The following is a 25,298-nucleotide window of genomic DNA, read 5'->3' on the forward strand; positions in this document are numbered from 1 at the left end:
CGCGCATGACGTCCCCGACCACAGGTCGGGTGACGCGCACCCCCCGGCGATCATCCGAAACTCCGGCCGACGCCGGCCGCCTGAGGCCGGCCGGCGTCGGGACGGAGTCGGGAATCGCACGGATCGCCGTTGACCTCCTCGGCGGGGACGACGCTCCCGCCGTCGTGGTGGACGGCGCTCTGCGGGCGGTGTGCGACGACCCGGACCTGCACCTGCTTCTCGTCGGACCGACCCGGGCCGCCGGTGCGTTGATCGACGCCCTGGACCCGGCAGAACGGGACCGGATCACGGTCCGACCGACCCACTCCTTCGTCGACATCGCCGACGACCCCGGCGCGTCGCGTGCCGAAACCACGGTCCGGGCCGCCGTGGCTGCCGTCCGGGCCGGTTACGCTGACGCGCTCGTCTCCGCCGGCTCCACCGGTGCCACGGTCACCGCCGCCGCCCTCGTCCTTGGTCGCTGGCCCGATGTGCGGCGACCCGCCCTCGCCGCCGCACTGCCCGCTGTCTCCGGCACCGTCGTCCTGCTCGACGTGGGCGGTTCGCTGGAGCCGAGCCCCACGACCCTCGCCCGGAACGCCGCCCTGGGCGCCGCGTACGCCTCGGTCGCCCACGGTGTCGCCGTACCCCGGGTGGGGTTGCTCTCCGTGGGCACCGAGGCCGGCAAGGGGGATCGGGCCCGCCGGCTCACCGACCCTGTGCTCAGCGCGGCGGCACTGCCCGGGGATGCCCGTTACGTCGGGCTCGTCGAAGGCTACGACGTCTGCCTCGGCACCCGCGCCGATGTCGTGGTCACCGACGGTTTCACCGGTAACGTGCTGCTCAAGGCCGTCGAAGGCGCGTACGCCATGGCCGGCGGTGACCCGCCCGGTGGTGGCGCACCCCGCGCGGCCGCGCTGCTCGGAGTGGCCGGCACCGTCGTCGTCTGCCACGGCGCCGCCCGCCCCGATGACATAGCCTCCGGTATCGCCCTGGCCGCCCACCTCTGGCGGCGCGATGCCACCGAGCGAGTCGCCGCCCTGGTCGGCGGCGACCGCACCGAACGCACGACCGACACCGAGGTACGCACATCATGAGCAACGACAAGCGTCGGCGGCCCGCAGTCGGCCACCTGGAGGCCGCCTTCGGCATCTCGCTGGACCCGGAACTGCTGGAACGCGCGCTCACCCACCGTTCGTACGCGTACGAGAACGGCGGCCTGCCCACCAACGAGCGGCTTGAGTTCCTCGGCGACTCGGTACTGGGTGTGGTGATCACGACCGCCCTCTTCGAGGATCATCCCGACCTACCGGAAGGCCAACTGGCGAAGCTGCGGGCCAGCGTGGTCAACATGCGCGCACTCGCCGACGTGGCGCGCGGCCTGGGCCCGGGCGGGCTCGGCCCTTACCTACTGCTCGGCAAGGGCGAGGAGACCACCGGCGGACGGGACAAGGCCAGCATCCTCGCCGACACCCTGGAGGCGCTGCTCGGCGCGATCTACCTGCAGTACGGGCTGGACACCGTCGCCATCGTCATCCACCGGCTGTTCGACCCGCTGATGGCCGAGTCCGCCGGCCGGGGGGCCGCGCTGGACTGGAAGACGAGCCTTCAGGAGTTGACCGCCGCGCTCGGCCTCGGCGTGCCCGAGTACCGGATCGAGGGCACCGGACCGGACCACCTGAAAACCTTCACCGCCTGGGTAGTGGTCGCCGGTAACCGGTACGGCGGCGCCGACGGACGGAGCAAGAAGGAGGCCGAGCAGCGGGCGGCGGAATCAGCTTGGCGCACCCTCACCGAACAGTCCGAGACGTCCGCGGACGGTTCAGCGCAACCGGTGGACGCGCCGGCGACCACAGCGGTCGACGACGCCCCACTGGTCGGCGAGGTCGAAGCCCCGGCACACCATGCCTGAGCTGCCTGAGGTGGAGACCGTCAGGCAGGGACTGTCCCGCTGGATCACCGGCCGCCGGATCCGCTCCGTGCAGGTACGCCACCCTCGGGCGGTCCGTCGACACGTGCCCGGTGGGGCGCACTTCGCCGACGTGCTGGCCGGTCGGAAGGTGCTCGACGTGTGTCGGCGCGGAAAGTACCTCTGGCTGCCACTGGACAGCGGTGACGCTGTCGTCGGGCATCTCGGGATGTCCGGGCAGCTCCTGCTGCAACCGGCGGACGCGCCCGACGAAACGCACCTGCGGGTCAGGTTCCGCTTCGACGACGACGGGGCGGAGCTGCGTTTCGTCGACCAACGTACGTTCGGCTGCCTGTCGGTAAGTGAAGGCGGCGGCATGCTGCCGTCGGAGATCGCCCACATCGCCCGTGATCCGCTGGATCCGGAGTTCTCCGACGCGGAGTTCGTGGCTGCGCTGCGCCGACGTCGTACCGAGGTCAAGCGGGCGCTGCTCGACCAGAGTCTGATCTCCGGCGTAGGCAACATCTACGCCGACGAGGCGTTGTGGCGGGCCGGGCTGCACGGCACCCGGATCACTGACGCCCTGACCGGCCCGGCCGCCCACCGGCTGCTCGCGCAGGTGCGGGACGTCCTCGGCGAGGCGATCACCGCGGGCGGCACCAGCTTCGACGCCCTCTACGTGGACGTCAACGGTGAGAGCGGCTACTTCGACAGGTCGTTGAACGCGTACGGACGTGAGGGGCAGCCCTGCCGTCGCTGTGGCGCACCGATCCGACGGGAGGCCTTCATGAACCGCTCGTCGTTCAGCTGTCCACGCTGCCAACCCCGCCCCCGTACGTCAGGAACAGGGCGGCGGGCGGGGTAGGCGTTCGGCCTCCGGGGCGGGCGGACCCGACGAGCATTCGCGACCGGCTAACGCGGTGCGGCGAAGACCTGCGTCCAGTACGGCCCGTTGCTGCTCGCCACGCCGACGCCGATCTCGGTGAAGGCGCAGTTGAGGATGTTCCTACGGTGGCCGTCGCTGTTCATCCAGGCATCCATGACCGCTGCGGGCGTCCGCTGGTTCCAGGCCACGTTCTCACCGTAGGTGCGCCAGGCGTAGTCGACCCGGTCGATGCGTTCACCGGCGTCGCTACCGTCGCTGCCGGTGTGCGACATGTTCTGGTGGTCGGCCTGGTCCTGACTGTGTCGTTGGGCTGCGGTCATCAGCTTCTCGTCGATGTCGAGTGCGCCGCATCCGGCCTTCGCCCGTTCGGCGTTGACGAGCGCGACCACCTCGGCCGCCTCCGGGGCGACGTCGCCGGAGGGTGACGGGCTGGCCGAGGCGGGCGGGCTCGGGCTGCCCTGACGATCGGTGTCGAGCCGGGAGGGGGCCGTGCTGCGCGAGGGTGCGGGCTTCGGCGGGTCGGCCTGGCTCGGTGACGGCGAGGCCGCGGCGGTGCGGGTGGAGGCGCTCGGGCTCGGACTGGGTGTGGCGCTCGGGCTCGGGCTCTCGGTCGGGTCGAGTGTGAGCGTCTGATCCTCCGGGGGCGCGACCGCCCCGCCGGTGACCGGTGCCCCGCCGGCCGTGGCGTTGGCCGGTGTGTCGTCACCGGGCAGCAGCAGCGCCGCGACGCCGATGCTGACCACGAGGGTGGCTGCTGCGGCGGCGCCGCCCATCACCAGCGGACGCGGGAACCGGCGGGCCCGGCGGTTCCCGTTGGCGGGTTCGAACGCCGGTTCGTCGACTCCGGGCACCTCCCGGTGCCCGGTCTGCTGCGTCGCGTAGGGCGGGTGGATGACCGGCTCGGTGTACGCGTCGGTCCGGTCGGCGTACCCGGCGGACCGGTCATCGTAGGCGTACGGGGGTTCCGGCGGCGACGGGTGGTGTGCGGTCCAGCCACCGCCGGGTACGACGGTGTGGTCGTCGTGCTGGTGCCATCCGTTCTCCTGGTGCCATCCGTTCTCCTGGTGCCATCCGTCCTCCTGGTGGAACGAACCGGAGGTGTCGTACCAGTCAGGCTGCGCCGTCGGGTACGCCGGCTCGCCCGGCGCGGATGCCTCCGCCACCTGGTGCGGGTACGGAGCTTGGTCGGGGGCGTCGGACCGCCACTGCCCGGTCGGCTGGTCGTGGTACCGGGCGTCCGGCCGGTCCTCCGCAGCGTCGCCGAAGAGGTAGGACGACCGAGGTGCGGGGCGGTCGGTCAACCAGGCCGGATCGTCGGTCGGTGGTTCCGCTCCCCGTGGGGTGTGTGCCGGATCGATCGGATCATGCCAGCCGTGCACGCCTGTCGCCTCCACGGGTCAGTTACGGGCCGACGTGACGCTACGTGTTGTTTCTGAGCAGCAGCAATCTTGCTAAGGAAGAGTTAAGGGGGAGCTGGTACCTCCGGTTGAGGTGGTCGGCGATCCCGGCGCGTAGAGTCGGAGTGTCCGGACAGAGCGTGTCCGCGCCTCGTGGCAGCCACCTGTGACCGGTGTGGCCGACGCCGAGATGATCTACGGCCTGCGAGAACTTGACGAACCAGGGGCTGTCGGCTCAATATGGTGATGTCGCCAGTCGCGCCCGGCCATGCCCAGAAGTTGTGGGAGTGGTAGTCGCGTTCACAAGGGCGCGCGTTGGCCGGCCTCTCCGGCAGCGCACATCAAGGAGTAAAAATGGCGAAGGCCCTCTACGGCCACGTAGGTGCGGCGCCCGACCGGCGCCTGCTCGACGAGGTCACCCGACTGCGTGCCAGGGTTCAGTCACTGGAGTTCGAGGTCACGCGGCTGCGTGCCGACAACGATCGGCTCGCGGCGGCTGCGGCGGAGGCGGACGATCTGCTCCGTCTGGCCGAGCCCGCGCTGACCTGACCCACCTGGTCGCCACCTGTGCGACCGAACCCAACCCGGTCGCCACAACTGAATAGCACCAATGCACTGAGCGCGCCGACACGTTGTGTGCCGGCGCGCAGCTCTGTGCGGACCCGACCGCACCGTCCGCCGCAGGGAACTCGGTCCGGACACCGCTTCAGCAGGTGGGTCGCGTGGCGTGCGCTACCTGGTTCCGGGTTAGTCTGCCGTTTCACCAGGGGCAACGCAGCGGGCGACGGTACGGTGGCCACCGGACGAGGATCGAGAAGGTGCATCTCAAGAGTCTGACGGTGAGGGGCTTCAAGTCCTTCGCCTCCGCGACGACGCTCAAGCTGGAGCCGGGGATCACCTGTGTGGTCGGTCCGAACGGCTCGGGCAAGTCGAACGTCGTCGACGCCATCGCCTGGGTGCTCGGCGAGCAGGGCGCCAAGGCGTTGCGCGGCGGCAAGATGGAGGACGTCATCTTCGCCGGCACCGCCGGGCGGGCCCCACTGGGTCGGGCCGAGGTGACCCTCACCATCGACAACACCGACGGTGCGCTGCCGATCGAGTACACCGAGGTCTCCATCACCCGCCGGATGTTCCGCTCCGGCGAGAGCGAGTACGAGATCAACGGCGACTCGTGCCGACTGCTCGACATCCAGGAACTGCTGTCGGACTCCGGCATCGGCCGGGAGATGCACATCATCGTCGGGCAGGGCCGCCTCGACGGTATGCTGCACGCCAAGCCGGAGGACCGGCGGGCGTTCATCGAGGAGGCGGCCGGCGTCCTCAAGCACCGTAAGCGCAAGGAAAAGGCGCTGCGCAAGCTCGACGCGATGCAGACGAACCTCAACCGGCTCACCGACCTCACCGCCGAGCTGCGCCGGCAGCTCAAACCGTTGGGCCGGCAGGCTGAGGTGGCCCGCCGTGCCGCCGTGATCCAGGCCAATCTGCGCGACGCCCGGTTGCGGTTGCTCGCCGACGACCTCGCCACCCTGCGGACCACGCTGAACAAGGAGATCGCGGACGAGACCGCGCTTCGCCAGCGACGCGAGCAGGTCGAGGCCGAACACGCCGAGGTGCAGGCCCGCCTCGGCGAGTTGGAGGAGGGGTTGGCCTCCGATGCTCCGCTGCTGGCGGCCGCCCAGGACACCTGGTACAAGCTTTCCGCGTTGCAGGAGCGGTTCCGCTCTACCGAGCAGCTGGCGGGTGAGCGGCTGCGGCACCTGACCGCTACGCCTGACGACGAGCGCCCTGGTCGGGACCCGGAGCAGTTGGAGGCCGAGGCCGAACGGGTACGCGAACAGGAGGAGGAGCTTCGCGCGGCGCTCACCGACGATCAGGTCCGACTCGCCGAGGCGGTCGAGCACCGTCAGGAACTGGAACGGCAGCTCGCCGCCGCCGAGCGGGAACTGGTCGTCGCCGCGAAGGCGATCGCCGACCGGCGGGAGGGTTTGGCTCGGCTGACCGGGCAGGTGAACTCCGCCCAGGCGCGAACCACGAGCGGCGGTGAGGAGATCGAGCGGCTGGCCGCCGCGCACGCCGACGCGATGGCCCGCGCCGAGCGGGCCCAGGCCGAGCTGGACGCGGTCGCCGAGCAGTCCACCGAAGCGGACCGGGACAACGCCGACCTGGACGCCCGGCACGCCGAGGCCGTCGCCGCCCAGGAGCGGGTGCAGGCCAGGGTCCGCACCCTGTCGGATGCGGAACGAACGGCGGAGAAGGACGCCGCGACCTGGAGGGCGCGGGAGGAGGCGCTCGCCCTCGGCCTGCGCCGCAAGGACGGGGCCGGGGCGCTGTTGGCCCGCGCCGGCGAGGTACCTGGCCTGTTGGGCGGCCTGGCCGGCCTGCTCTCGGTGGCCCCGGGGCACGAGGCGGCGCTCGCTGCGGCGTTGGGCGGGCTGGCCGATGCGGTCGCGGTGACCGGCGTGGACGAGGCCGTCGAGGCGATGCGCCTGCTGAAGATCTCGGACGCGGGCCGGGCCGGACTGCTCGTCGGCAGCCCTGCCGGGCCCGGCATGTCCGGTTCGGCCGACGCGTTGCGCCCGAAACTGCCTGACGGCGTCCTCTGGGCACCGGATCTGGTCGACTGCGACGACCAGATCCGGTCCGCAGTTCACCGGGCGCTCCGTGACGTGGTGCTGGTGGCGGACCTGTCCGCCGCCGCCGAGCTGGTCACCGGCAGTCCCGAGTTGCGAGCGGTGACCCGCGAGGGTGATGTGGTCGGCGCGTACGCGGCAGCCGGCGGATCGGCCAAGGCACCCAGCTACATCGAGGTGCAGGCGGCCGTCGAGGAGGCCCGGTCCAGTCGGCTGGCGGCCGAACGGGCCAGCGCCGAACTGCGGGAACAGCTGGTCGATGCGCGTGCCGAGGTGGCCGCCGCCAAGGAGGCGGTGCAGCACGCCGCAGCGGCCAAACGGGAGGCGGAGAGCCACCGCAACGCCGCGGCCCGGCGGCTGGCCGAGCTTGGCGCCGCCGCGCGGTCGGCGAAGGCGGAGACCGACCGGCTCGGCGAGTCCCGGTCGCGCGCCGAGGCGGCCCGGGAGAGGGACCTGACGGCTCTGGCCGAGTTGGCGGAGCGTCTGCGCCTGGCGGAGGCCACTCCGATCGACGCGGAACCCTCGACCGAGGAACGTGACGAGTACGCCGCGATGGTGCCGCAGGCGCGACAGAACGAGATGGAGGTCCGGCTCGCGGTGCGTACCGCCGAGGAGCGGGTCGCCTCGATCGCCGGGCGGGCCGACTCGCTGCGCCGGCAGGCTGGCGCCGAGCGGGCGGCCCGGGAACGGGCGGCGGCCCGGCGTGCGGCGCGGGCCCGGGGGGCCGCGATCGCCCGCGCGGTGGCGCAGGGCGCGCGGACGGCGTTGGCCCAACTGGCCAGCAGCATCGCCCGAGCCGAGGAACACCGCGACGCGGTGGCGCGGGAACGGGCCACCCGCGAGGCGGAGCTTCAGGAGGTGCGGGCCGCCGCGAAACGGTTCGGTGCGGAACTGGAACGGTTGACCAGCCAGGTGCACCGGGACGAGGTCGCCCGCGCCGAGCAGCGACTACGCATCGAGCAGTTGGAAGCCAAGGCCGCCGAGGACTTCGGCCTGACGGTCGAGACCCTTGTCGCCGAGTACGGCCCCGGTCAGCTGGTGCCGCCCACCGAGGCTGAGGTGGCCGCTGCCGAGCGGGACGGGCTGCCGGTGCCCGAGCCGATCCGCTACGAACGTCCGGTGCAGGAGAAGCGGGCCGCCAAGGCGGAACGGGAACTGACCCTGTTGGGCAAGGTCAACCCACTGGCCCTTGAGGAGTTCGCGGCGCTGGAGGAGCGGTACAAGTTCCTCTCCGAGCAGTTGGAGGACCTCAAGGCGACCCGGCGGGACCTGCTCACCGTGGTCAAGGACGTCGACGACCGCATCCTGGAGGTCTTCGCCAGCGCCTTCGCCGACACCGCCCGTGAGTTCGAGCAGGTCTTCACGGTGCTGTTCCCCGGTGGCGAGGGCCGGCTGATCCTCACCGACCCGGAGGACCTGCTGACCACCGGCGTCGAGGTCGAGGCCCGCCCACCGGGCAAGAAGATCAAACGACTGTCGTTGCTTTCCGGTGGTGAGCGGTCGCTGACCGCGGTGGCGATGCTGGTGGCGATCTTCCGTGCCCGGCCCAGCCCGTTCTACATCATGGACGAGGTGGAGGCGGCCCTCGACGACGTGAACCTGGGTCGGTTGATCACCCTGCTGGCCCAGCTTAGGGAGAAGAGCCAGCTGATCGTCATCACGCACCAGAAACGGACGATGGAGATCGCCGACGCACTCTACGGGGTGACCATGCGTGGCGGGGTCACCCAGGTAATCAGTCAACGGCTCAACCGGGCCGACGGCGACGACGAGCGGCGCAGCCGCGGCGAGGAGAACGGGTAGTGGTTCGGGAACGCGCGACGGCGCTCCTGGTTGGCTTCGACGGGGTGCTGCGGCGCTGGGATCCGGCGGTCGCCGCCGATGTCGAGCGGGAGCACGGTCTGTCCGCCGGTGTGCTCGGCGAGATCGCCATGCAGTGGGGGCGGCTGCAACCGGTGCTCACCGGCCAGGTCAGTCATGCCGACTGGATGACAAGCGTGGCCGACGCGCTCACTCCGTCGATCGGCGACGCCGGGCGGGCGCGGGCGGCGGTCGCGCAGTGGCAGCGCTACCGCGGTGAGGTCGATCCGGAGGTGCTGATGTTCGTCCGTGAGGCGCGGGCCGCCGGCATCCGGGTCGGGCTCGGCACCAACGCCACCGATCTGCTCGACGCCGACCTGGCTGCACTCGGCCTGACCGACGAGCTGGATGTGGTGGTCAACTCCGCGACCGTCGGGGTGCACAAGCCGGCACCCGAGTACTTCGAGGCCGCCTGTGCGGCGCTGCGGACCCCGCCGTCGCGGGTGCTCTTCGTCGACGACGAGGATCGGGCGATCAGCGGGGCCCGCGCCGCCGGGCTGTCGGCGTATCGCTGGAACGGGCCGGCGGACCTGCGCTACCTGCGCGCCGCGCTGGCCGGCTGAGTTGACCTCGACCCCGGCGTGCCGGTCTCGGCCCGGGTTGCGGCATGTCGGCTGTCCCGTCCGTGGATGACCGCCACATGCCGCAACCGGGTCGAAGTCACGCACTGCCGGTCGGACCATGGTCCGGTGCCCGGTGAACGATCACATACTCCTGGTGTGTCAGTGGCCGTCGGTGAGTCGGTGGCGCGCCACCTCGTGCAGGTGGCCGTCACCGGTGGTGCCCTCGATGACCACCTCGGCCCCGCGCCCGGCGTGGGTGAGTGTCGCGACCGCGTTGCCGAAGTAGGGCCCGGCCAGCTTGCGCCACCTGACCAGGGGACGACGGACCCCCGCGGTGCGGGCCAGGGCACGGGCCGCGCCGGCCGGGCCACGGGCCCAACCGAGCCGCATCAGTGGACGCATCCCGGCCGGCACCTGGTTGTGGATCGGCGAGCAGGTGAGTTGGTGCACCGGCGTGCGCACCCCAGGGTCGGCGAACCGGACTCTCGCCACGTACGAGTGGTGCACGTCGCCGGAGAGCACACTTATCGACGCTGGCGGTGGGTACGCCGGACCGGCGCCCTTGCGGTCGTCCGGTGCACCGGGCGTGCCCGCGCCGATGCGGGCGAACAACTCGGCCAACGCGTCGAACGAACGGCGGAACGCTGCCCAGTGCTCCAGGTCCAGTGCCCGACGGAGCCGTTCGCCCAGCCCGGCGACCCACCGCCGGGGCGAGTCGGCCAGCTTCTCGTTCCACGTCTCGACGTGGTGGATGCCGGGCGGCAGCAGCCAGGGAAGCGAGGAGCCGACCACCAGGTGGTCGTAACCGCCGTGGGCGCGGTCGACGAACCATGACCACTCGCCGGGTGGCAGCATCGCCCGCCGCTCCGGTAGCAGCACCCGGCTGCACCTGTTGTCCAGCATCACCAACCGGGTACGCCCCAGGTCGAGCGCGTAGCTCCACTGGTACTGCACTGCCCGCCAGCGTTCGGTGTCGTGGGCCAGATCAGCCTCGGTGTCGACCCGTGCGCCGAACTCCCGCAGCACCACCGTGGCGTCCCCAGCGGTGCTGACCTTGGCGAAGACCGGGTCCGCCGCGATCTCGTCCGGGGAGAGGTTGCCCAGGTGCTGGTAGACCCAGTAGGAGGCCAGCCCACTGGCGATCCGTTCGGCCCACCACGGTTGGTCGCGCATCTCGGCCCGCCAGGAGGCGGAGGTGTTCCAGTCGTCGATGATCTCGTGGTCGTCGAAGATCATCACGCTCGGCACGGTGGACAGGAGCCAGCGGATCTCCGGGTCGCGCCACGACTCAAGGTAGAGCTTGGTGTACTCGTCGAAGCTGACGACCTGGTCCCTCGGTGCGCCCTCCGGACGCCGCCGACGGCGACGCAGCAGCCGCTTGACGGTGGGTGAGGTCTCGTCGGCGTAGACCTGGTCGCCGAGCAGCAGCAGCAGGTCGGGCAGGGCCGCCGGGTCCGGGTCGGCCAGCACCCGCCGGGCGTACGCGTCGAGCGCGTCCGGCGGCAACTTACGGGTCGTCGCGTGCTGGGTGGTCTCCCGGCAGGAACCGAAGAGCAGGCGGACCGGTTGCTCCCGGTCGTCGGCGGCCCGGGTGCGGATGACACTCGGCGGGAAGTGACTGTCCGGTGCCGGCCAGGCCAGTTCGTCGTCGACGAGCACCTCGTACCGGGTGGCGCTGTCCGGGGTGAGCCCGTCCACCACCACCAACGCATAGTGGTGGTCGTATGCGGTGAAGGTGGGCGCGGTGCCGGTGGCACCGCCGGGCGTGCGGACGGTCACGACTGCCGGCGCCGTGGTCTCCACCCAGACGGTGGCCCGAGTGCCGACGACCCGGCGCAGCAGGGGGCCGATGAGCAGCTCGGCGGGCATAACAGGACCTCCAGACGAGAAAACTTCATCCTCTACTACCCGGCCGGTGGTGCACCACTGCCAACTGTGGCCGAGACTACCGCCCGTTTTTCTGTGCCTCCGCCGCGAGCGGTCGGGCGCCGGGTGACTGCCGAGCCCGGCGGGAGCGGTGGCTGAGACGTGGTCGCCGGCATCTGACAGGATTCCGGCATGACGGAATACCTCCTCATCGCCCTCGCCCTGCTCGGTCTGCTGATCCTCGGCGGCATCGGGCTGGTCGTGCCGCGGCTGCGTCGACGGCCGCAGCCGCCGCTGCCGCGTACGGAGGTCGACACCCGGGCGGAGGAGGATCTCGCCGGCCCGCCGGTGCAGGCGCCGGAGGCTGATCTGTCCACCGGGGTCCTGGTCGAGCCGCCGGTCGTCGAGGCGCCGACACCTACCGTCGAGGTGCCCGAGCCGACGGCCGGGCGGTTGGTGCGGCTTCGGTCCCGGCTGTCGCGGTCGCAGAACGTCTTCGGCAAGGGGCTGCTCGGGCTGCTCAGCCGGGACCGGCTCGACGAGGACGTCTGGGAGGAGATCGAGGACAGCCTGATCACCGCCGACGTGGGCGTCGACGCCACCCGGGACATCGTCGACCGGCTGCGGGAGCGCACCCGGGTGCTCGGCACCCGGTCGGTCGCCGAGCTGCGTGCCCTGCTCGCTGCGGAGCTGGTGAACGCCCTCGACCCCGCGTTGGACCGTTCGTTGCACACCGCACCGAAGGAGGGTGTGCCGTCGGTGCTGCTCGTGGTCGGTGTCAACGGCGCGGGCAAGACCACCACCTGCGGCAAGATCGCCAGAGTGCTCATCGCCGACGGCCGTAGCGTGCTGCTCGGTGCCGCCGACACCTTCCGGGCCGCCGCCGCCGACCAGCTGCAGACCTGGGCCGGGCGGGTCGGTGCGGAGACCGTCCGTGGCCCGGAGGGGGCGGATCCGGCCAGCGTCGCCTTCGACGCGGTCAAGCGGGGCATCGAGACCAGCGTGGACACGGTCCTCGTCGACACCGCCGGGCGTCTCCAGAACAAGATCGGTCTGATGGACGAGCTGGGCAAGGTCAAGCGGGTCGTGGAGAAGCACGGCCCGATCGACGAGACACTGCTGGTGCTCGATGCCACCACCGGCCAGAACGGTCTGGAGCAGGCGCGTGTCTTTACCGAGGTGGTAGACGTCACCGGCGTCGTGCTCACCAAGCTCGACGGCACCGCCAAGGGCGGCATCGTCATCGCCGTGCAGCGCAAGCTCGGCATCCCGGTGAAGTTGGTCGGTCTCGGCGAGGGGCCGGACGACCTGGCGCCGTTCGATCCGGCGCAGTTCGTCGACGCGTTGCTGGGCACCGAGACTTCCGGTCAGACCGCGTAACCTCGGGTGACCAGAGACGATCGCGCGTACGCGGGCTGGCGCGACCCGAGCCACCCGTCGCAGCGCCTCGGGAGACCGTACGTGACCTCGCAGGAGATCCCGCTGCACGGCGGGAACGTGAGCACAGTGGTGCGGGTGGGCGACACGGTGCGACGTAACGCCGGGCCGTGGACCCCGTCGGTGCACGCCCTGCTGCGCCACCTGGAGTACGTCGGTTTCACCGGCGCGCCCCGTGCCCTCGGGATGGACGAGCGCAACCGGGAAGTGCTGTCGTACCTGGAGGGGGAGTGCGGGGAATACCCGCTGGCCCCGCACTGGGTGACCGACGAGGCACTGGTGACCGTCGCCACGATGCTGCGAATGTTCCACGACGCCCAGTACGGTTTCGCGCCGCCACCGCACGCGGTGTGGCGCTCGTTCGGTCCGCCCCCGCCGGACACCGAGGTCATCTGCCACCACGACGCGGCACCGCACAATGTGATCTGGCGGCCCGACGGCACTCTCGGGCTGATCGACTTCGATCTCGCCTCGCCGGGCGCGCGGATCTACGACGTGGCCTACGCCGCGTGGACCTGGGTGCCGATCTTCTCCGACCGGGACTCCATCACCCTCGGCTGGAAGCGCCCCGACCGGCCACGCCGGCTGCGGCTCTTCGCCGACGCGTACGGGCTCATTCCGCGCGACCGGCATCGGTTGGTCCGGACCATCCGCAAACGGGTCGTCGATCATGTCGAGGGCATCCGCCGGATGGCTGCGGCCGGTGAACCGGCTTTCGTCCGGATCGTGCACAAGGGCCACCTGCGCCGACCGATGCGGGATCTGCGGCTGCTCGACTACGAGCGACAGGCCCTCGAGTACGCCTTGCGCTGAGCCGTCGGCGGATCGGTAGCACCGAACGGACGATCCGCCCCCGCCAATTCAGCCAGGTGTGCGACATTCTTCACACGTACGAAACAAGCCGTCACGGTTCGGAAACCGGCCGGGGTCCCTAGGTGAAACAGCGGACCAGCAGGCTTCCGCGCAACCGGCGTACGGGCGATGTTGCGCGGTGCCGGGAGGGAGGGAGAAAACAACCCGAGAGGAGGCAGCGTGCCGGAGCTAGATTCTGGTGCCACCGCCTGGATTTTGACTTCAGCCGCGCTGGTGTTGCTCATGACACCCGGCCTGGCGCTGTTCTACGGGGGCATGACCCGGTCCAAGTCAGTGCTCAACATGATGATGATGAGCTTCGGCGCGATCGGCCTGGTCAGCCTGCTGTGGGTGTTCTACGGCTACAGCATCGCGTTCGGTGAGGACGTCGGCGGGATCACCGGTGATCTGTCCGCCGCCGGCCTCCGCGGCATGCTGGAGAGCGGGACCGAGGGTGGCATCCCCGACCTGCTGTTCGCCGGTTTCCAGTTGATGTTCGCGGTGATCACTGTCGCGCTGATCAGCGGCGCGATCGCCGACCGGGCCCGGTTCGGCCCGTGGCTGCTGTTCGCCGGCCTGTGGGCCACCCTGGTCTACTTCCCGGTGGCGCACTGGGTGTGGGGCGGTGGCTGGATCTTCGAGCTGGGTGTGCTCGACTTCGCCGGCGGCACCGCGGTGCACATCAACGCCGGTGCCGCGGCCCTGGCCCTGGCCCTGGTGCTCGGCCGCCGGGTCGGCTGGCCGAAGGACAGTTTCAAGCCGCACAACCTGCCGATGGTGCTGCTCGGTGCCGGCCTGCTGTGGTTCGGCTGGTTCGGTTTCAATGCCGGATCGGCCCTGGCCGCCAACGGCACCGCCGCGATCGCCTTCATCAACACCCAGGTCGCCACCGCCGCCGCGGTGCTCGGCTGGCTGCTGGTGGAGAAGATCCGTGACGGCAAGCCGACCACCCTCGGCGCGGCGTCCGGCGCCATCGCGGGCCTGGTCGCCATCACCCCGGCGTGTGCCTTCCTGGAGCCGCTCGGTGCGATTGCGCTGGGTGTCGTCGCCGGTGTCGTCTGCGCGCTCGCCGTCGGCCTCAAGTACCGCCTCAAGTACGACGACTCGCTCGACGTGGTCGCCGTGCACATGATCGGCGGCATCATCGGCTCGCTGCTCATCGGCTTCCTCGCGATGGAGGTCCTGGCCGGTGAGGGCAACGACGGTCTGCTCTATGGCGGCGGTGTCACGCTGCTGGGCAAGCAGGCTCTCGGCTCGGTCGCCGTACTGGCCTACTCGTTCGTGGTCGCGTACCTGATCGGCTTCGTGATCGACAAGACCATCGGCTTCCGCACCAACGCTGACGCCGAGGTCGAGGGCATCGACAACGCCGAGCACGCGGAGAGCGCGTACGAGTTCAGCTCCACGGGTGGTGGCGGCGGTGCGTTCGCCGCCGCGGGCATCGGCACGCCGACGGCGCCGAAGACCGGGACCACCGAACCGGTAAGCGAGAAGGTCGCCGGCTAACGTTCCGGGAATGGAGGGGTTGGACATGAAGCTGGTGACCGCGGTCATCAAGCCGCACCAGTTGGACGCCGTCAAGGAGGCCCTGCACACGCTGGGCGTGGCCGGGCTGACGGTGAGCGAGGTGCAGGGTTACGGGCGGCAGAAGGGCCACACCGAGGTCTACCGGGGTGCCGAGTACACCGTCGAGTTCCTGCCCAAGATCCGGGTGGAGGTGCTCACCGACGAGATCGACGTCGAGAAGATCGTCGACGCTGTCGTCTCGGCGGCCCGGACGGGCAAGATCGGCGACGGCAAGGTCTGGGTGACCGCCGTCGAGGAGGTCGTCCGGGTCCGCACCGGTGAGCGCGGCCTGGACGCACTCTAGGACGAGCATCGATGACCTCGTTGACCAGCAGGACAACCCCGGAACCCCTCGGGAGCGCCGACCTTCTGGTCAACGAGGTCGTCGGTGTACCGGCCGGGGTCGGCGCGGCGGCGCGTCGGGCTCGGGCGGACGCGTACGACGCCTGGCTGGCCCGGCTGCTGCCGGACCGGCCAGGCGTCGCGCTGCTTGCGGTCGGCGGCCTGGGCCGCCGGCAGTGCGCCCCCTACGCCGATCTGGACCTGGTGCTGGTACACGCCGGGGTGCCCGGCATCGACGAACTGGCCGCCGCTGTCTGGTATCCGATCTGGGACGCCGGGCTGCGGCTGGACCACTCGGTCCGAACTGTCGCCGAGGCGCTGTCGGTCGCCCAGGACGATGTCAAGGTGGCCCTCGGGCTGCTCGATGCCCGGTTCGTCGCCGGTGATGCGGATCTCGCGGGCACGTTGGTGAGCAGCGCGACCGACCACTGGCGGCGTACCGCCGTCCGCCAACTCGCCGCGCTGCGGGAGAGCGCCGCCGCCCGTTGGCAGGCCCACGGTGAACTCGCCCACCTGCTGGAGGGTGACCTGAAGGAAGCAGCCGGAGGGCTGCGGGACGTGGGCATCCTGCGGGCCGTCGCGACCGCGGGGATCACCGACGCACTGCGACCCGCCGTACACGCCGCGCACCTGCGGCTGCTGGACACCCGGGACGCGTTGCACCAGCAGATTGGCCGGCGCGCCGACCGACTGCTCGCTCAGGAACGCGACGGGGTGGCCGCTCTGCTCGGCCTGCGTCGCGCACCGTCCGGGGCGGCTGGGGGCCCTCCGCCCGGCGCGGTGCCACCGCAGCCGACCGACACGTCTGGGCAGGAGCGTTCCGCGCCGGCCTCGCGTGCAGAGGACGGCGACGGCGACACCCTGCTGCGCCGGGTCGCCGGGGACGCCCGGACCGTCAGTCACGCTCTGGACGACGCGTTCCGCGCCGCGGACCGACTGCGCTCCGGTCGTCGCCGGGGCGCCGACGGGAGACCGTTGCGCCGGCCGGTGGCCCGGGACGTGGTGGAGCACGACGGAGAGCTGGTGCTGGCGCGTACCGCCATCGGCGCCCGCCCCGACGCGAGCCTGTCACTGCGGGTGGCCGCTGCTGCGGCGACCACCGGGCTGCCGATCGCCCGGGCCACCTGCGAGTGGTTGGCCGCCTACTGTCCGCCGCTGCCGACGCCCTGGCCGGGCGAGGCGCGCGCCGCCCTGACCACGCTGCTCGGTGCCGGTGCCGGCATGATCCCGGCCTGGGAGACGTGTGACCGGTACGGACTTGTCGACGGCTGGTTGCCGGAGTGGACCCGGCTGCGCAGCCTGCCCCAGCACAACCCGGTGCACCGGTTCACCCTGGACCGGCACCTGATCCAGACGGCCGCCGAAGCCAGCCGGCACACCCGCGACGTGGACCGCCCCGATCTGCTGCTGCTCGGCGCGCTCCTGCACGACGTCGGCAAGGGGCTTCCCGGTGACCACAGCGTGGTGGGCGCGCCGATGGCTGAGGCGGTCGCGACCCGGATCGGCCTGCCCCCCGCCGAGGCGGCGCTCATCGGCACGCTGGTACGGCTGCACCTGCTGCTGCCCGAGGTGGCCACCCGGCGGGACCTCTCCGACCCGGTGACGATCGCCCGGGTGGCCGAGTCGGTAGCCGACGTCACCACCCTCGACCTGCTGTACGCGCTGGTGCGCGCCGACGCGGCCGCCACCGGCCCGGCCGCCTGGTCGGACTGGAAGGGCCGGCTGGTGGCCGAGTTGGTCGCCCGGGTCCGCATCACCCTCGACACGGGTGACGTACCCGCTCCGCCGGCACCGGACCCGGCGCTGGTGGCCGGGCCCCTGCCGGTGGTCCACCTGAGTGGGGACCGGGTGGCGGTGGCCGCGGCGGATCGACGTGGTCTGCTCGCGACGGTGGCCGGCTGCCTGGCCCTGCACCGGTTGGAGGTGCTGGCGGCCGACGCCTCGACGGTGGACGGGCGGGCCCTGGTGCAGTGCCGGGTACAGCCGCGCTACGGCCTGGCCCCGGATCCGGTGGCGTTGAGCGCGGACCTGCGCCGCGCGGTGGTCGGCGACGTGTCGGTGATCCAGCGGTTACGCGGTCGTGCTCTGGCCGCGCGGGGGAACGGGGCTCAGCCGCGGGTGGTCTGGCACCGGGACGCCGCGACCGACGCGGTGCTGCTGGAGTTGCGTGCCGCCGACGCCACTGGCCTGCTCTACCGGGTGACCAGCGCGCTGGATGCCGCCGGAGCGCAGGTCCGCGCGGCCCGGATCGCCACGCTCGGTGGTGACGTGGTCGACGCCTTCTACCTGGTCGGCGGCTGGCCGCCGGAGGGTGAGCGGGACCGCTTGGAGGCGGCTGTGCTGGCCGCCGTGTGAGCGCCGACCAGGGTCCGGCCACCGGGCGCTGCGGCGTTGGCGCAGGGCGGCGGAGGCGGTGGCGCGGCGACGGCGGTCGGGTGGGCTGGAGCGGGCGGCCCGGCCGGGAGCGCCGGTGCGGGCGGCGGGCTACCCTAGCGGTGGTCGGACACCTCACCCGACCTCGTTCGTGCTCGCCGGAACACTGACAAACGGGATGTTCGCGTGTTTGACACCTTGAGTGACCGCCTTTCCGGGATCTTCACCAAGCTCCGCGGCAAGGGACGTCTCACCGACGCCGACATCGACGCCACCGCGCGCGAGATCCGCCTCGCGCTGCTGGAGGCGGACGTCGCGCTGCCGGTGGTCAAGGGCTTCATCGCGAACGTCAAGGAACGGGCGCGTAGCGCGGAGGTATCCCAGGCGCTCAACCCGGCCCAGCAGATCATCAAGATCGTCAACGAGGAGCTGATCGCCGTGCTGGGCGGCGAGGGACGGCGACTCCAGTTCGCCAAGCAACCCCCCACCGTGATCATGCTGGCCGGTCTGCAGGGCTCCGGAAAGACCACCCTCGCCGGCAAGCTGGCCCGCTGGCTCAAGGCCCAGGGGCACCAGCCCTTGCTGGTCGCCGCCGACCTGCAACGCCCCAACGCCGTCGGCCAGCTTCAGGTGCTCGGTGGACGCGCCGGGGTCGAGGTGTACGCCCCGGAGCCCGGCAACGGCGTCGGTGACCCGGTCCAGGTCGCGAAGTCCTCTGTCGAACACGCCCGGCGGGCTGCCCGGGACGTCGTCATCGTCGACACCGCCGGACGGCTCGGCATCGATGCGGAGATGATGCAGCAGGCCGCTGACATCCGCGACGCGGTCGACCCCGACGAGGTCATCTTCGTCATCGACGCGATGGTCGGCCAGGACGCGGTGCGCACGGCAGAGGCGTTCCGCGACGGCGTCGGCATCACCGGCGTGGTCCTCTCCAAGCTCGACGGCGACGCCCGTGGTGGTGCTGCGCTGTCGGTCCGTGAGGTGACCGGGCAGCCGATCCTCTTTGCCTCCACCGGCGAGAAGCTGGCGGACTTCGACGTCTTCCATCCCGACCGGATGGCCAGCCGGATCCTCGGCATGGGCGACGTTCTCACTCTGATCGAGCAGGCCGAGGCGGCCTTCGACACCGATCAGAAGGAGAAGATGACCGCCAAGCTGATGGGCGGCGAGCAGTTCACTTTGGAGGACTTCCTCGACCAGCTCATCGCGGTGCGCCGGATGGGGCCGATCGCCAACGTGCTGGCCATGATGCCGGGCATGGGGCAGGTCAAGGACCAGCTCGCCGAGCTTGACGACCGGCACTTCGACCGGATCACCGCGATCATCCGGTCGATGACCCCGGCCGAGCGCACCAACCCGAAGATCATCAATGGTTCGCGGCGGGCCCGGATCGCCAACGGCTCCGGGGTGACGGTGATGGACGTCAACCAGCTGCTCAACCGCTTCACCGACGCGCAGAAGATGATGAAGCAGATGGGCGGCATGATGGGTCTGCCCGGTGCGGGCCGCCGCAAGGCGACCAAGTCGCCGAAGAACAAGCGCAAGGGCACCAAGGGTGGGGGTAGGCCCCGCAGTGGTGCCGGCGCGCGGGGCGGCCTGCCGGGTGGTTTCCCCGGTGGCATGCCGCAGCTGCCTCCGGGGATGAGCCCCGACGATCTGGCCGCGGGCCAGGGGCTGCCGCCCGGTTTCCGGCTGCCGAAGATCGACTTCAACAAGCTCGGCAAGGACGGCAAGCCGCCCCGCTGAGCATGTCGGTGACGGCGGGTGACACCGCCTTGACGGTGCGGCGGGCGGGGCCTTCCCCGGCACGACGATCAGTGATCGGGTAGGACTGTTCCATGGCTCTGCATGTGCGCGGTGTGCTCCTACCCGACGACGAGGTACGCGACCTGTGGCTGGTCGGCGACCGGGTCACCTTCGATCCGGTGCCCGGCGCGGAAACGGTCGCCGACGGCGGTTTCATCTTGCCCGGCCTGGTGGACGCGCACTGCCACATCGGCATCGCCCGCGGCGGCACACCGATCACCTCCCTGGACGAGGCGCGGGCGTTGGCCCGCGTCGACCGGGATGCGGGGGTGCTGGCCCTCCGCGACGCCGGGTCACCCCTCCCGTACGCGGAACTGGACGATGAACCCGACCTGCCGCGGTTGATACGCGCCGGTCGCCACATCGCACCGCCCAAGCGGTACTTGCGGGACATCGGTGTGGAGGTGGGCGCCGCGGCGGTGGCCGCCACCGTGACGGAGCAGGCCGCCGCCGGCAACGGCTGGGTGAAGCTGGTAGGTGACTGGATCGACCGGGGTGTCGGCGATCTGGCACCAGCCTGGGACGCCGACACGATGACCGCCGCCGTCGCCGCCGCGCACGCTGCCGGGGCGCGTGCCGCCGTGCACACCTTCAGCGAGTCGGCCGTGGAGATCATGGTGCGGGCCGGAGTGGACTCGGTCGAGCACGGCACCGGGCTCAGCTCCGACCTGATCGATCTGATGGCTCGGCAGGGCACCGCGTTGATCCCCACGATGATCAACATCCGTACCTTCGGTCGCATCGCCGACCAGGCGCGGCCCAAGTTCCCGGGGTACGCCGACCACATGCTCGCCCTGCGTGACCGATTCCCCCAGGTGGTGCGGGCCGCGTACGAGGCCGGTGTGCCGATCTACGTGGGCACCGACGCCGGTGGCGGCATCGACCACGGGCTCGCCGTCGAGGAGATGCACCTGCTGCACCACGAAGCCGGCATGTCCCGCCTGGACGTTCTCGCTGCCGCCTCCTGGTCTGCCCGAGCCTGGCTCGGCCTCCCCGGTCTGGTCGAAGGTGGCCTCGCCGACCTGGCGGTCTACCCCCAGGACCCTCGCCGGGACCTCGACGCCCTCCGTACCCCCACCCGCCTGATCCTCCGCGGTCGACCCGTCCGCTGACAGCCACCCCGCCGGACTTTCCGGCGCTCGTGCTGTCGCCGCTGCGCGCGTGTCGCGACGACAACACCACGAGCACCATCGAGGTGGGGCGGGTGAGCCGGTGTCGAATCGGGCGGGCGCATAGGATGTGCGGTCATGGCGCGCGTGCTTACTCCCCGGGCAGAGGACTTTCCTCGCTGGTACCAGGATCTGATCGCCAAGGCGAAGCTGGCCGACAACGGGCCGGTGCGGGGCACCATGGTGATCCGACCGGCCGGCTACGCCATCTGGGAACGGATGCAGGCCGAGATGGACGACCGGATCAAGGCGGCGGGTGCGGAGAACGCCTACTTCCCGTTGTTCATTCCGGAGAGCTATCTCAAGCGTGAGGCCGAGCACGTCGAGGGCTTCTCGCCGGAACTGGCCGTGGTGACCCACGGTGGTGGCAAGCAGCTCGCCGAGCCGGTGGTGGTGCGGCCGACGAGCGAGACGGTCATCGGCGAGTTCATGGCCAAGTGGATCGACTCCTACCGGGACCTGCCGCTGTTGCTCAACCAATGGGCCAACGTGGTCCGCTGGGAGTTGCGCCCCCGGGTGTTCCTGCGGACCAGTGAGTTCCTCTGGCAGGAGGGACACACCGCGCACGCCACCCGCCAGGACGCCCGTGCCTACGCCCGCAAGATCCTGCACGAGGCGTACGAGGACCTGATGGTGAACGTGCTCGGCATCCCGGTGACGGTCGGGCTGAAGACCACCCGTGAGCGTTTCGCCGGGGCGACCGCCACCTACACCTGCGAAGGCATGATGGGTGACGGCAAGGCGCTCCAGCTCGGCACCAGTCACGAGTTGGGCCAGAACTTCGCCAAGGCGTTCGACATCAGCTACTCCTCGGCCGAGGGTGGTCGGGAGCACGCGTGGACGACTTCCTGGGGCACCTCGACGCGGATGCTCGGCGGCCTGATCATGTGCCACGGCGACGACAACGGGCTGCGGGTGCCGCCGCGGTTGGCGCCGACCCAGGCGTACGTCATGGTGGTCAAGGACGGTGACGGTGTCGCCGAGGCTGCGGTCAAGCTCCGCGACGCGCTCCGCGACGCGGGGGTGCGGGTCGCGCTCGACGACCGTACCGACACCCCCTTCGGCCGCCGGGCCGTCGATGCCGAGCTTCGCGGCTATCCGGTACGCGTCGAGGTCGGTCCCCGCGACCTGGCTACCGGCAACGCGGTGGTGGTCCGCCGTACGGACGGCTCGAAGTCGCCCACCCCGGTGGCCGACGTGGTCGGTGCGGTGCTCGCCGCCCTCGACGCCGACCAGCGGGCGTTGCACGATCAGGCGCTCGCCTTCCGCGAGTCGCGCACGGTCGAAGTGGCGACCCTCGACGAGGCGCTGGAGGCGGCAGCCACCGGCTGGGCCCGCGTCCCGTGGTCGGCCGTCGGCGTCGACGGCGAGGCGAAGGCCAACGCCCAGGGCGTCACCGTCCGGTGTCTGGTCCACGCCGACGGCACCGTCCCCGACACCGAGACCGAGCCTGACCTGACCGCCATCCTCGCCCGCGCCTACTGACCCACCCCACCCCCGCCCGTCGCGTTGTACCCGAGGGCGGCAGCGCAGTCGATCTCTTGACGGGGGGCACGGCCGGGCTGGGTGGGGGTAGGGTCGGGGTGTGAGGTTTGAGGCGGGCCGGTTGGTTGTGCACCGCAACGTGCGGCGGGGGCGGATCGGATGGGTCCGGCCGGCCCGGGTGGTGAGCGACGACGAGCGCGGGTTGCTGCTCTGGGTGGCTGAGGGCACGCCGGTGGCGAGCGAGGTCAACGCTGCCGGGCTCGGCATGCGAGCCGTGCCCTTCCGGGAGTGGCTGACCCCTACCTTTCGACTGACGCAAGGGCTCTGGGACGGTCCGCCGCTGCTGAAGTTCCTGCCCACCGGCGCAGCCCACTCGGTCTGGTGGTTCCGCGACGTGCGAGGCCACTTCGCCGGGTGGTACGTCAACCTGGAGGAGGCCGGCGTCCGCTGGGACGACGGCGGGTCGGCCGGTGTCGACATCGTCGACCAGGATCTCGACGTGTGGGTTCGTCCGGACCGCAGCTGGGAGTGGAAGGACGAGGACGAGTTCGTCGAGCGGTTGGCCTTCCCGGAGCACTACTGGGTGACCGACGAGGCAGCGGTACGGGCCGAGGGTAAACGGGTGATAGCACTCGCCGAGGCCGGAGCCTTTCCCTTCGACGGCACCTGGTGCGACTTCACCGCACCGCCGCACTGGACTGCTCCGGCTGACCTGCCCGCCGGCTGGGACCGCCCGCCGGTCCGCTGACCGGTTCGGCTGTGTCTGCCGCCACGCAGGGCCGTGCTTACCGGTGCGGTGTGAGCGCCCGGGGGAGGATCTGGCAGAATGGCTGGCTGGTATCCGGCGCGTGTCCGGCGCCCTCTAACCCGGGCGCGTCGCCAGTCCACCCGAGCGGTCTCCGGCCCAACCCCACTGTGCCGGTTGGCGCTCACCCGTGCACACCGCCCGTACCGGGTCGGTGAGATCGCAACAGGAGCGAAACAACCGTGGCCGTAAAGATCCGGCTCCTGCGGATGGGCAAGATCCGCAACCCGCAGTACCGCATCGTCGTCGCCGACTCGCGTACCAAGCGCGACGGCCGGGCGATCGAGTTCGTCGGGATCTACCAGCCGAAGGAGGACCCTTCGGTCATCGAGGTCAAGTCGGAGCGGGTCCAGTACTGGCTCTCCGTCGGCGCCCAGCCCAGCGAGGCGGTGCAGCGGCTGCTGGAGCTGACCGGTGACTGGCAGAAGTTCAAGGGCCTGCCGGCCCCGCCGCCGCTGAAGGTCGCTCCCGAGCGGGCCGACCGCAAGGCGGCGTACGAGGCCGAGGCGAAGGCTGCCGCAGGTGTCGCCGACACCCCGGCCAAGCCGGCGAAGAAGGCCACCAAGGCTGCCGAGGCCACCGAGGCCCCGAAGGCCGAGGAAGCCCCGAAGGCCGAGGAGCAGCCCGCCGCCGACTCCGGCGAGCAGGCCTGACATGGCGCTGCGGCCGGCGTTGGAGCACCTGGTCAAGGGCATCGTCGACCACCCCGACGACGTGCGCGTCCGGCTGGTCGACTCCCGTCGCGGGAAGCGGCTCGAGGTCCGAGTCCATCCCGAGGACCTGGGCACCGTGATCGGGCGGTCCGGCCGGACTGCCAAGGCCCTGCGTCAGGTGATCGGCTCCATCGGTGGGCGCGGCGTACGCGTCGACATCGTCGACTCGTACTGATGCTGCTCATCGTCGGCAGGATCGGCAAGCCGCACGGCATCCGCGGTGAGGTCACCGTGCAGGTGCGCACCGACGAGCCTGAGACGCGGTTCGCTCCCGGCATGGTGCTCAACGCCGTGCCGGGGGCGAACGCCGCCACCGCCACCGGACCCGCACCGGTCGGCCCCGGTGTGCCGTTCCGGATTCCCGACACGTTGACCGTCGAGTCCGCACGCCGGCACCAGGGGCGGCTGCTGGTCGCCTTCGACGGGGTGCTGGACCGCGACGTTGCCGAGGCGCTGCGGGGGACCCTGCTCGGCGTGGACAGCGCCGATGTCGATCCGCCCGAGGATCCCGAGGAGTTCCACGATCACGAGCTGGTGGGACTGGCGGTGGTCACGCCGGACGGCGAGCGGTTGGGCGAGGTGGCCCGGATCGACCACGCTCCGGCGTCGGACCTGCTGGTGCTGCGGCGTCCCGAGGGGCACACGGCGCTGATCCCGTTCGTCAGGGCCATCGTCCCCGAGGTCGATCTCGCCGGTGGCCGCGTCGTGGTGGACCCACCCGCTGGCCTGCTCGATCTCTGACTGGCGGAGCCCCTGATGCGCGTCGACATCGTGTCGATCTTTCCGGAGTATCTCGCCCCGCTGGACCTGTCGCTGATCGGCCGAGCGAGGGCCAACGGCACGCTGCGGCTGACCGTGCACGATCTGCGGGACTGGACCCACGACGTGCACCGGACCGTCGACGACACCCCCTACGGCGGCGGTCCGGGCATGGTGATGCGGCCGGAGCCGTGGGGGGAGGCGTTGGACGCCCTGGCGCCGACGGAGCTGACCCCGCCGCGACTGCTGGTGCCGTCGCCGGCCGGGGTGCCCTTCACCCAGGCAGTGGCCGCCGAGTTGGCCGCCGAGCCGCACCTGTTGTTCGCGTGCGGCCGGTACGAGGGCATCGACCAACGGGTCCTCGACCACGCGGCGACACGGATGCCGGTCACCGAGGTGAGCCTCGGTGACTATGTGCTCTTCGGTGGTGAGGTGGCGGTGCTGGTGATCCTGGAGGCGGTGACCAGGCTGCTGCCGGGAGTGCTCGGCAACTCGGGTTCGCTCGCCGAGGAGTCCCACGCGCACGGGTTGCTGGAGGCGCCGATGTACACCAAGCCGGCGACCTGGCGTGGACTCCCGGTGCCGGAGGTGCTCCGTTCCGGCGATCACGGCCGGATCGCCCGCTGGCGTCGTGACGAGGCGTTGGTACGGACCGGTCGTCGACGGCCGGACATGCTCACCGGACTGGATCCGCAGAGCCTGGACGGGCGGGACAGGGCGGCCTTGGACCGGGCCGGATTTCAGGTGCCCGGGCCCGATGTGGCAAAGTAGGGGGGTTGCCGCAGTCGACTGCGCCCGTAGGCGACTGCGAGGATCTCCAACCGGGGTCGGTTCCACCGGCCCGCACAAGGGGATCAGTATCACCCATCCGCGCGCCGAGTGACGGTGCGCCGTGAGC

General features: G+C 71.3%; 21 protein-coding genes. 19 read left to right on the forward strand and 2 right to left on the reverse strand.

The window, feature by feature from the left end:
* The first annotated feature begins 5 nt into the window (after nt 1-5).
* From HCA58_RS14545 to mutM, 3 genes are read left to right on the forward strand one after another with little or no spacing between them, the layout of a single operon-like run.
* Nucleotides 6-1,076: a phosphate acyltransferase PlsX gene (locus HCA58_RS14545; protein WP_169598356.1), complete on the forward strand. Its 1,071-nt coding sequence runs from the start codon at nt 6-8 to the stop codon at nt 1,074-1,076.
* Complete coding sequence (rnc, locus tag HCA58_RS14550; RefSeq protein WP_169598357.1) at nt 1,073-1,891, forward strand: ribonuclease III; 819 nt, start codon at nt 1,073-1,075, stop codon at nt 1,889-1,891. The genes HCA58_RS14545 and rnc overlap by 4 nt, the downstream gene beginning before the upstream one ends.
* On the forward strand, nt 1,884-2,753 hold the full coding sequence (gene mutM / locus HCA58_RS14555; protein ID WP_169598358.1) for a bifunctional DNA-formamidopyrimidine glycosylase/DNA-(apurinic or apyrimidinic site) lyase: 870 nt from the start codon (nt 1,884-1,886) through the stop codon (nt 2,751-2,753). Before rnc ends, mutM begins: the two co-directional genes overlap by 8 nt.
* A gap of 47 nt (nt 2,754-2,800) precedes the next feature.
* Here mutM and HCA58_RS14560 read toward each other — a convergent pair whose 3' ends face one another.
* Complete coding sequence (locus tag HCA58_RS14560) at nt 2,801-4,153, reverse strand: CAP domain-containing protein (protein WP_169598359.1); 1,353 nt, start codon at nt 4,151-4,153, stop codon at nt 2,801-2,803.
* A gap of 372 nt (nt 4,154-4,525) precedes the next feature.
* Between HCA58_RS14560 and HCA58_RS14565 the strand changes: the two genes are divergently transcribed.
* The 3 genes from HCA58_RS14565 to HCA58_RS14575 all read left to right on the forward strand — a co-directional run bounded on the left by HCA58_RS14565 (nt 4,526) and on the right by HCA58_RS14575 (nt 9,224).
* Nucleotides 4,526-4,720, forward strand: coding sequence for a hypothetical protein (locus tag HCA58_RS14565; RefSeq protein WP_169598360.1), 195 nt, complete (start codon nt 4,526-4,528; stop codon nt 4,718-4,720).
* Between the two features lie 269 nt (nt 4,721-4,989).
* Nucleotides 4,990-8,604 (forward strand): chromosome segregation protein SMC, encoded by a 3,615-nt coding sequence (smc, locus tag HCA58_RS14570; protein WP_169598361.1) that lies wholly within the window; start codon nt 4,990-4,992, stop codon nt 8,602-8,604.
* Nucleotides 8,604-9,224, forward strand: coding sequence for an HAD-IA family hydrolase (locus HCA58_RS14575; RefSeq protein WP_169598362.1), 621 nt, complete (start codon nt 8,604-8,606; stop codon nt 9,222-9,224). Before smc ends, HCA58_RS14575 begins: the two co-directional genes overlap by 1 nt.
* 159 nt (nt 9,225-9,383) lie before the next feature.
* Here HCA58_RS14575 and HCA58_RS14580 read toward each other — a convergent pair whose 3' ends face one another.
* Nucleotides 9,384-11,093 carry an alkaline phosphatase D family protein gene (locus HCA58_RS14580; RefSeq protein ID WP_169598363.1) on the reverse strand — a complete coding sequence of 570 codons (1,710 nt, stop codon included), beginning with the start codon at nt 11,091-11,093 and terminating at the stop codon, nt 9,384-9,386.
* A 189-nt stretch (nt 11,094-11,282) separates the two neighbouring features.
* Between HCA58_RS14580 and ftsY the strand changes: the two genes are divergently transcribed.
* From ftsY to trmD, 13 genes are all read left to right on the forward strand, one after another.
* A complete protein-coding gene (gene ftsY / locus HCA58_RS14585) occupies nt 11,283-12,470 on the forward strand; it encodes a signal recognition particle-docking protein FtsY (protein ID WP_169598364.1) in 1,188 nt (395 codons plus the stop codon).
* Between the two features lie 6 nt (nt 12,471-12,476).
* On the forward strand, nt 12,477-13,340 hold the full coding sequence (locus HCA58_RS14590) for an aminoglycoside phosphotransferase family protein (protein ID WP_346775990.1): 864 nt from the start codon (nt 12,477-12,479) through the stop codon (nt 13,338-13,340).
* 168 nt (nt 13,341-13,508) lie between these two features.
* Complete coding sequence (locus HCA58_RS14595; protein ID WP_169598366.1) at nt 13,509-14,885, forward strand: ammonium transporter; 1,377 nt, start codon at nt 13,509-13,511, stop codon at nt 14,883-14,885.
* A 25-nt stretch (nt 14,886-14,910) separates the two neighbouring features.
* The gene (locus HCA58_RS14600; protein WP_166458079.1) at nt 14,911-15,249 is read left to right on the forward strand and encodes a P-II family nitrogen regulator; all 339 of its coding nucleotides are present in this window, start codon (nt 14,911-14,913) and stop codon (nt 15,247-15,249) included.
* An 11-nt stretch (nt 15,250-15,260) separates the two neighbouring features.
* Nucleotides 15,261-17,642 (forward strand): [protein-PII] uridylyltransferase, encoded by a 2,382-nt coding sequence (locus HCA58_RS14605; protein ID WP_169598367.1) that lies wholly within the window; start codon nt 15,261-15,263, stop codon nt 17,640-17,642.
* A 204-nt stretch (nt 17,643-17,846) separates the two neighbouring features.
* Nucleotides 17,847-19,409, forward strand: coding sequence for a signal recognition particle protein (gene ffh / locus HCA58_RS14610; RefSeq protein ID WP_169598368.1), 1,563 nt, complete (start codon nt 17,847-17,849; stop codon nt 19,407-19,409).
* A 92-nt stretch (nt 19,410-19,501) separates the two neighbouring features.
* On the forward strand, nt 19,502-20,581 hold the full coding sequence (locus HCA58_RS14615) for an amidohydrolase family protein (RefSeq protein WP_169598369.1): 1,080 nt from the start codon (nt 19,502-19,504) through the stop codon (nt 20,579-20,581).
* A gap of 135 nt (nt 20,582-20,716) precedes the next feature.
* Nucleotides 20,717-22,123, forward strand: a complete 1,407-nt coding sequence (gene proS / locus HCA58_RS14620) for a proline--tRNA ligase (protein ID WP_169598370.1) — start codon at nt 20,717-20,719, stop codon at nt 22,121-22,123.
* A 100-nt stretch (nt 22,124-22,223) separates the two neighbouring features.
* The gene (locus HCA58_RS14625) at nt 22,224-22,871 is read left to right on the forward strand and encodes a DUF402 domain-containing protein (RefSeq protein ID WP_169598371.1); all 648 of its coding nucleotides are present in this window, start codon (nt 22,224-22,226) and stop codon (nt 22,869-22,871) included.
* 239 nt (nt 22,872-23,110) lie between these two features.
* Entirely contained in the window at nt 23,111-23,581 is a 471-nt protein-coding gene (rpsP, locus tag HCA58_RS14630) for a 30S ribosomal protein S16 (RefSeq protein WP_169598372.1), read from the forward strand.
* A gap of 1 nt (nt 23,582) precedes the next feature.
* On the forward strand, nt 23,583-23,816 hold the full coding sequence (locus HCA58_RS14635; protein ID WP_076470518.1) for an RNA-binding protein: 234 nt from the start codon (nt 23,583-23,585) through the stop codon (nt 23,814-23,816).
* A gap of 2 nt (nt 23,817-23,818) precedes the next feature.
* A complete protein-coding gene (rimM, locus tag HCA58_RS14640; protein ID WP_205808690.1) occupies nt 23,819-24,382 on the forward strand; it encodes a ribosome maturation factor RimM in 564 nt (187 codons plus the stop codon).
* Between the two features lie 15 nt (nt 24,383-24,397).
* Nucleotides 24,398-25,171: a tRNA (guanosine(37)-N1)-methyltransferase TrmD gene (trmD, locus tag HCA58_RS14645; RefSeq protein ID WP_169598374.1), complete on the forward strand. Its 774-nt coding sequence runs from the start codon at nt 24,398-24,400 to the stop codon at nt 25,169-25,171.
* Nucleotides 25,172-25,298 lie beyond the last annotated feature (127 nt).

It is taken from the genome of Micromonospora sp. HNM0581, from assembly GCF_012726175.1.
GTDB lineage: Bacteria > Actinomycetota > Actinomycetes > Mycobacteriales > Micromonosporaceae > Micromonospora.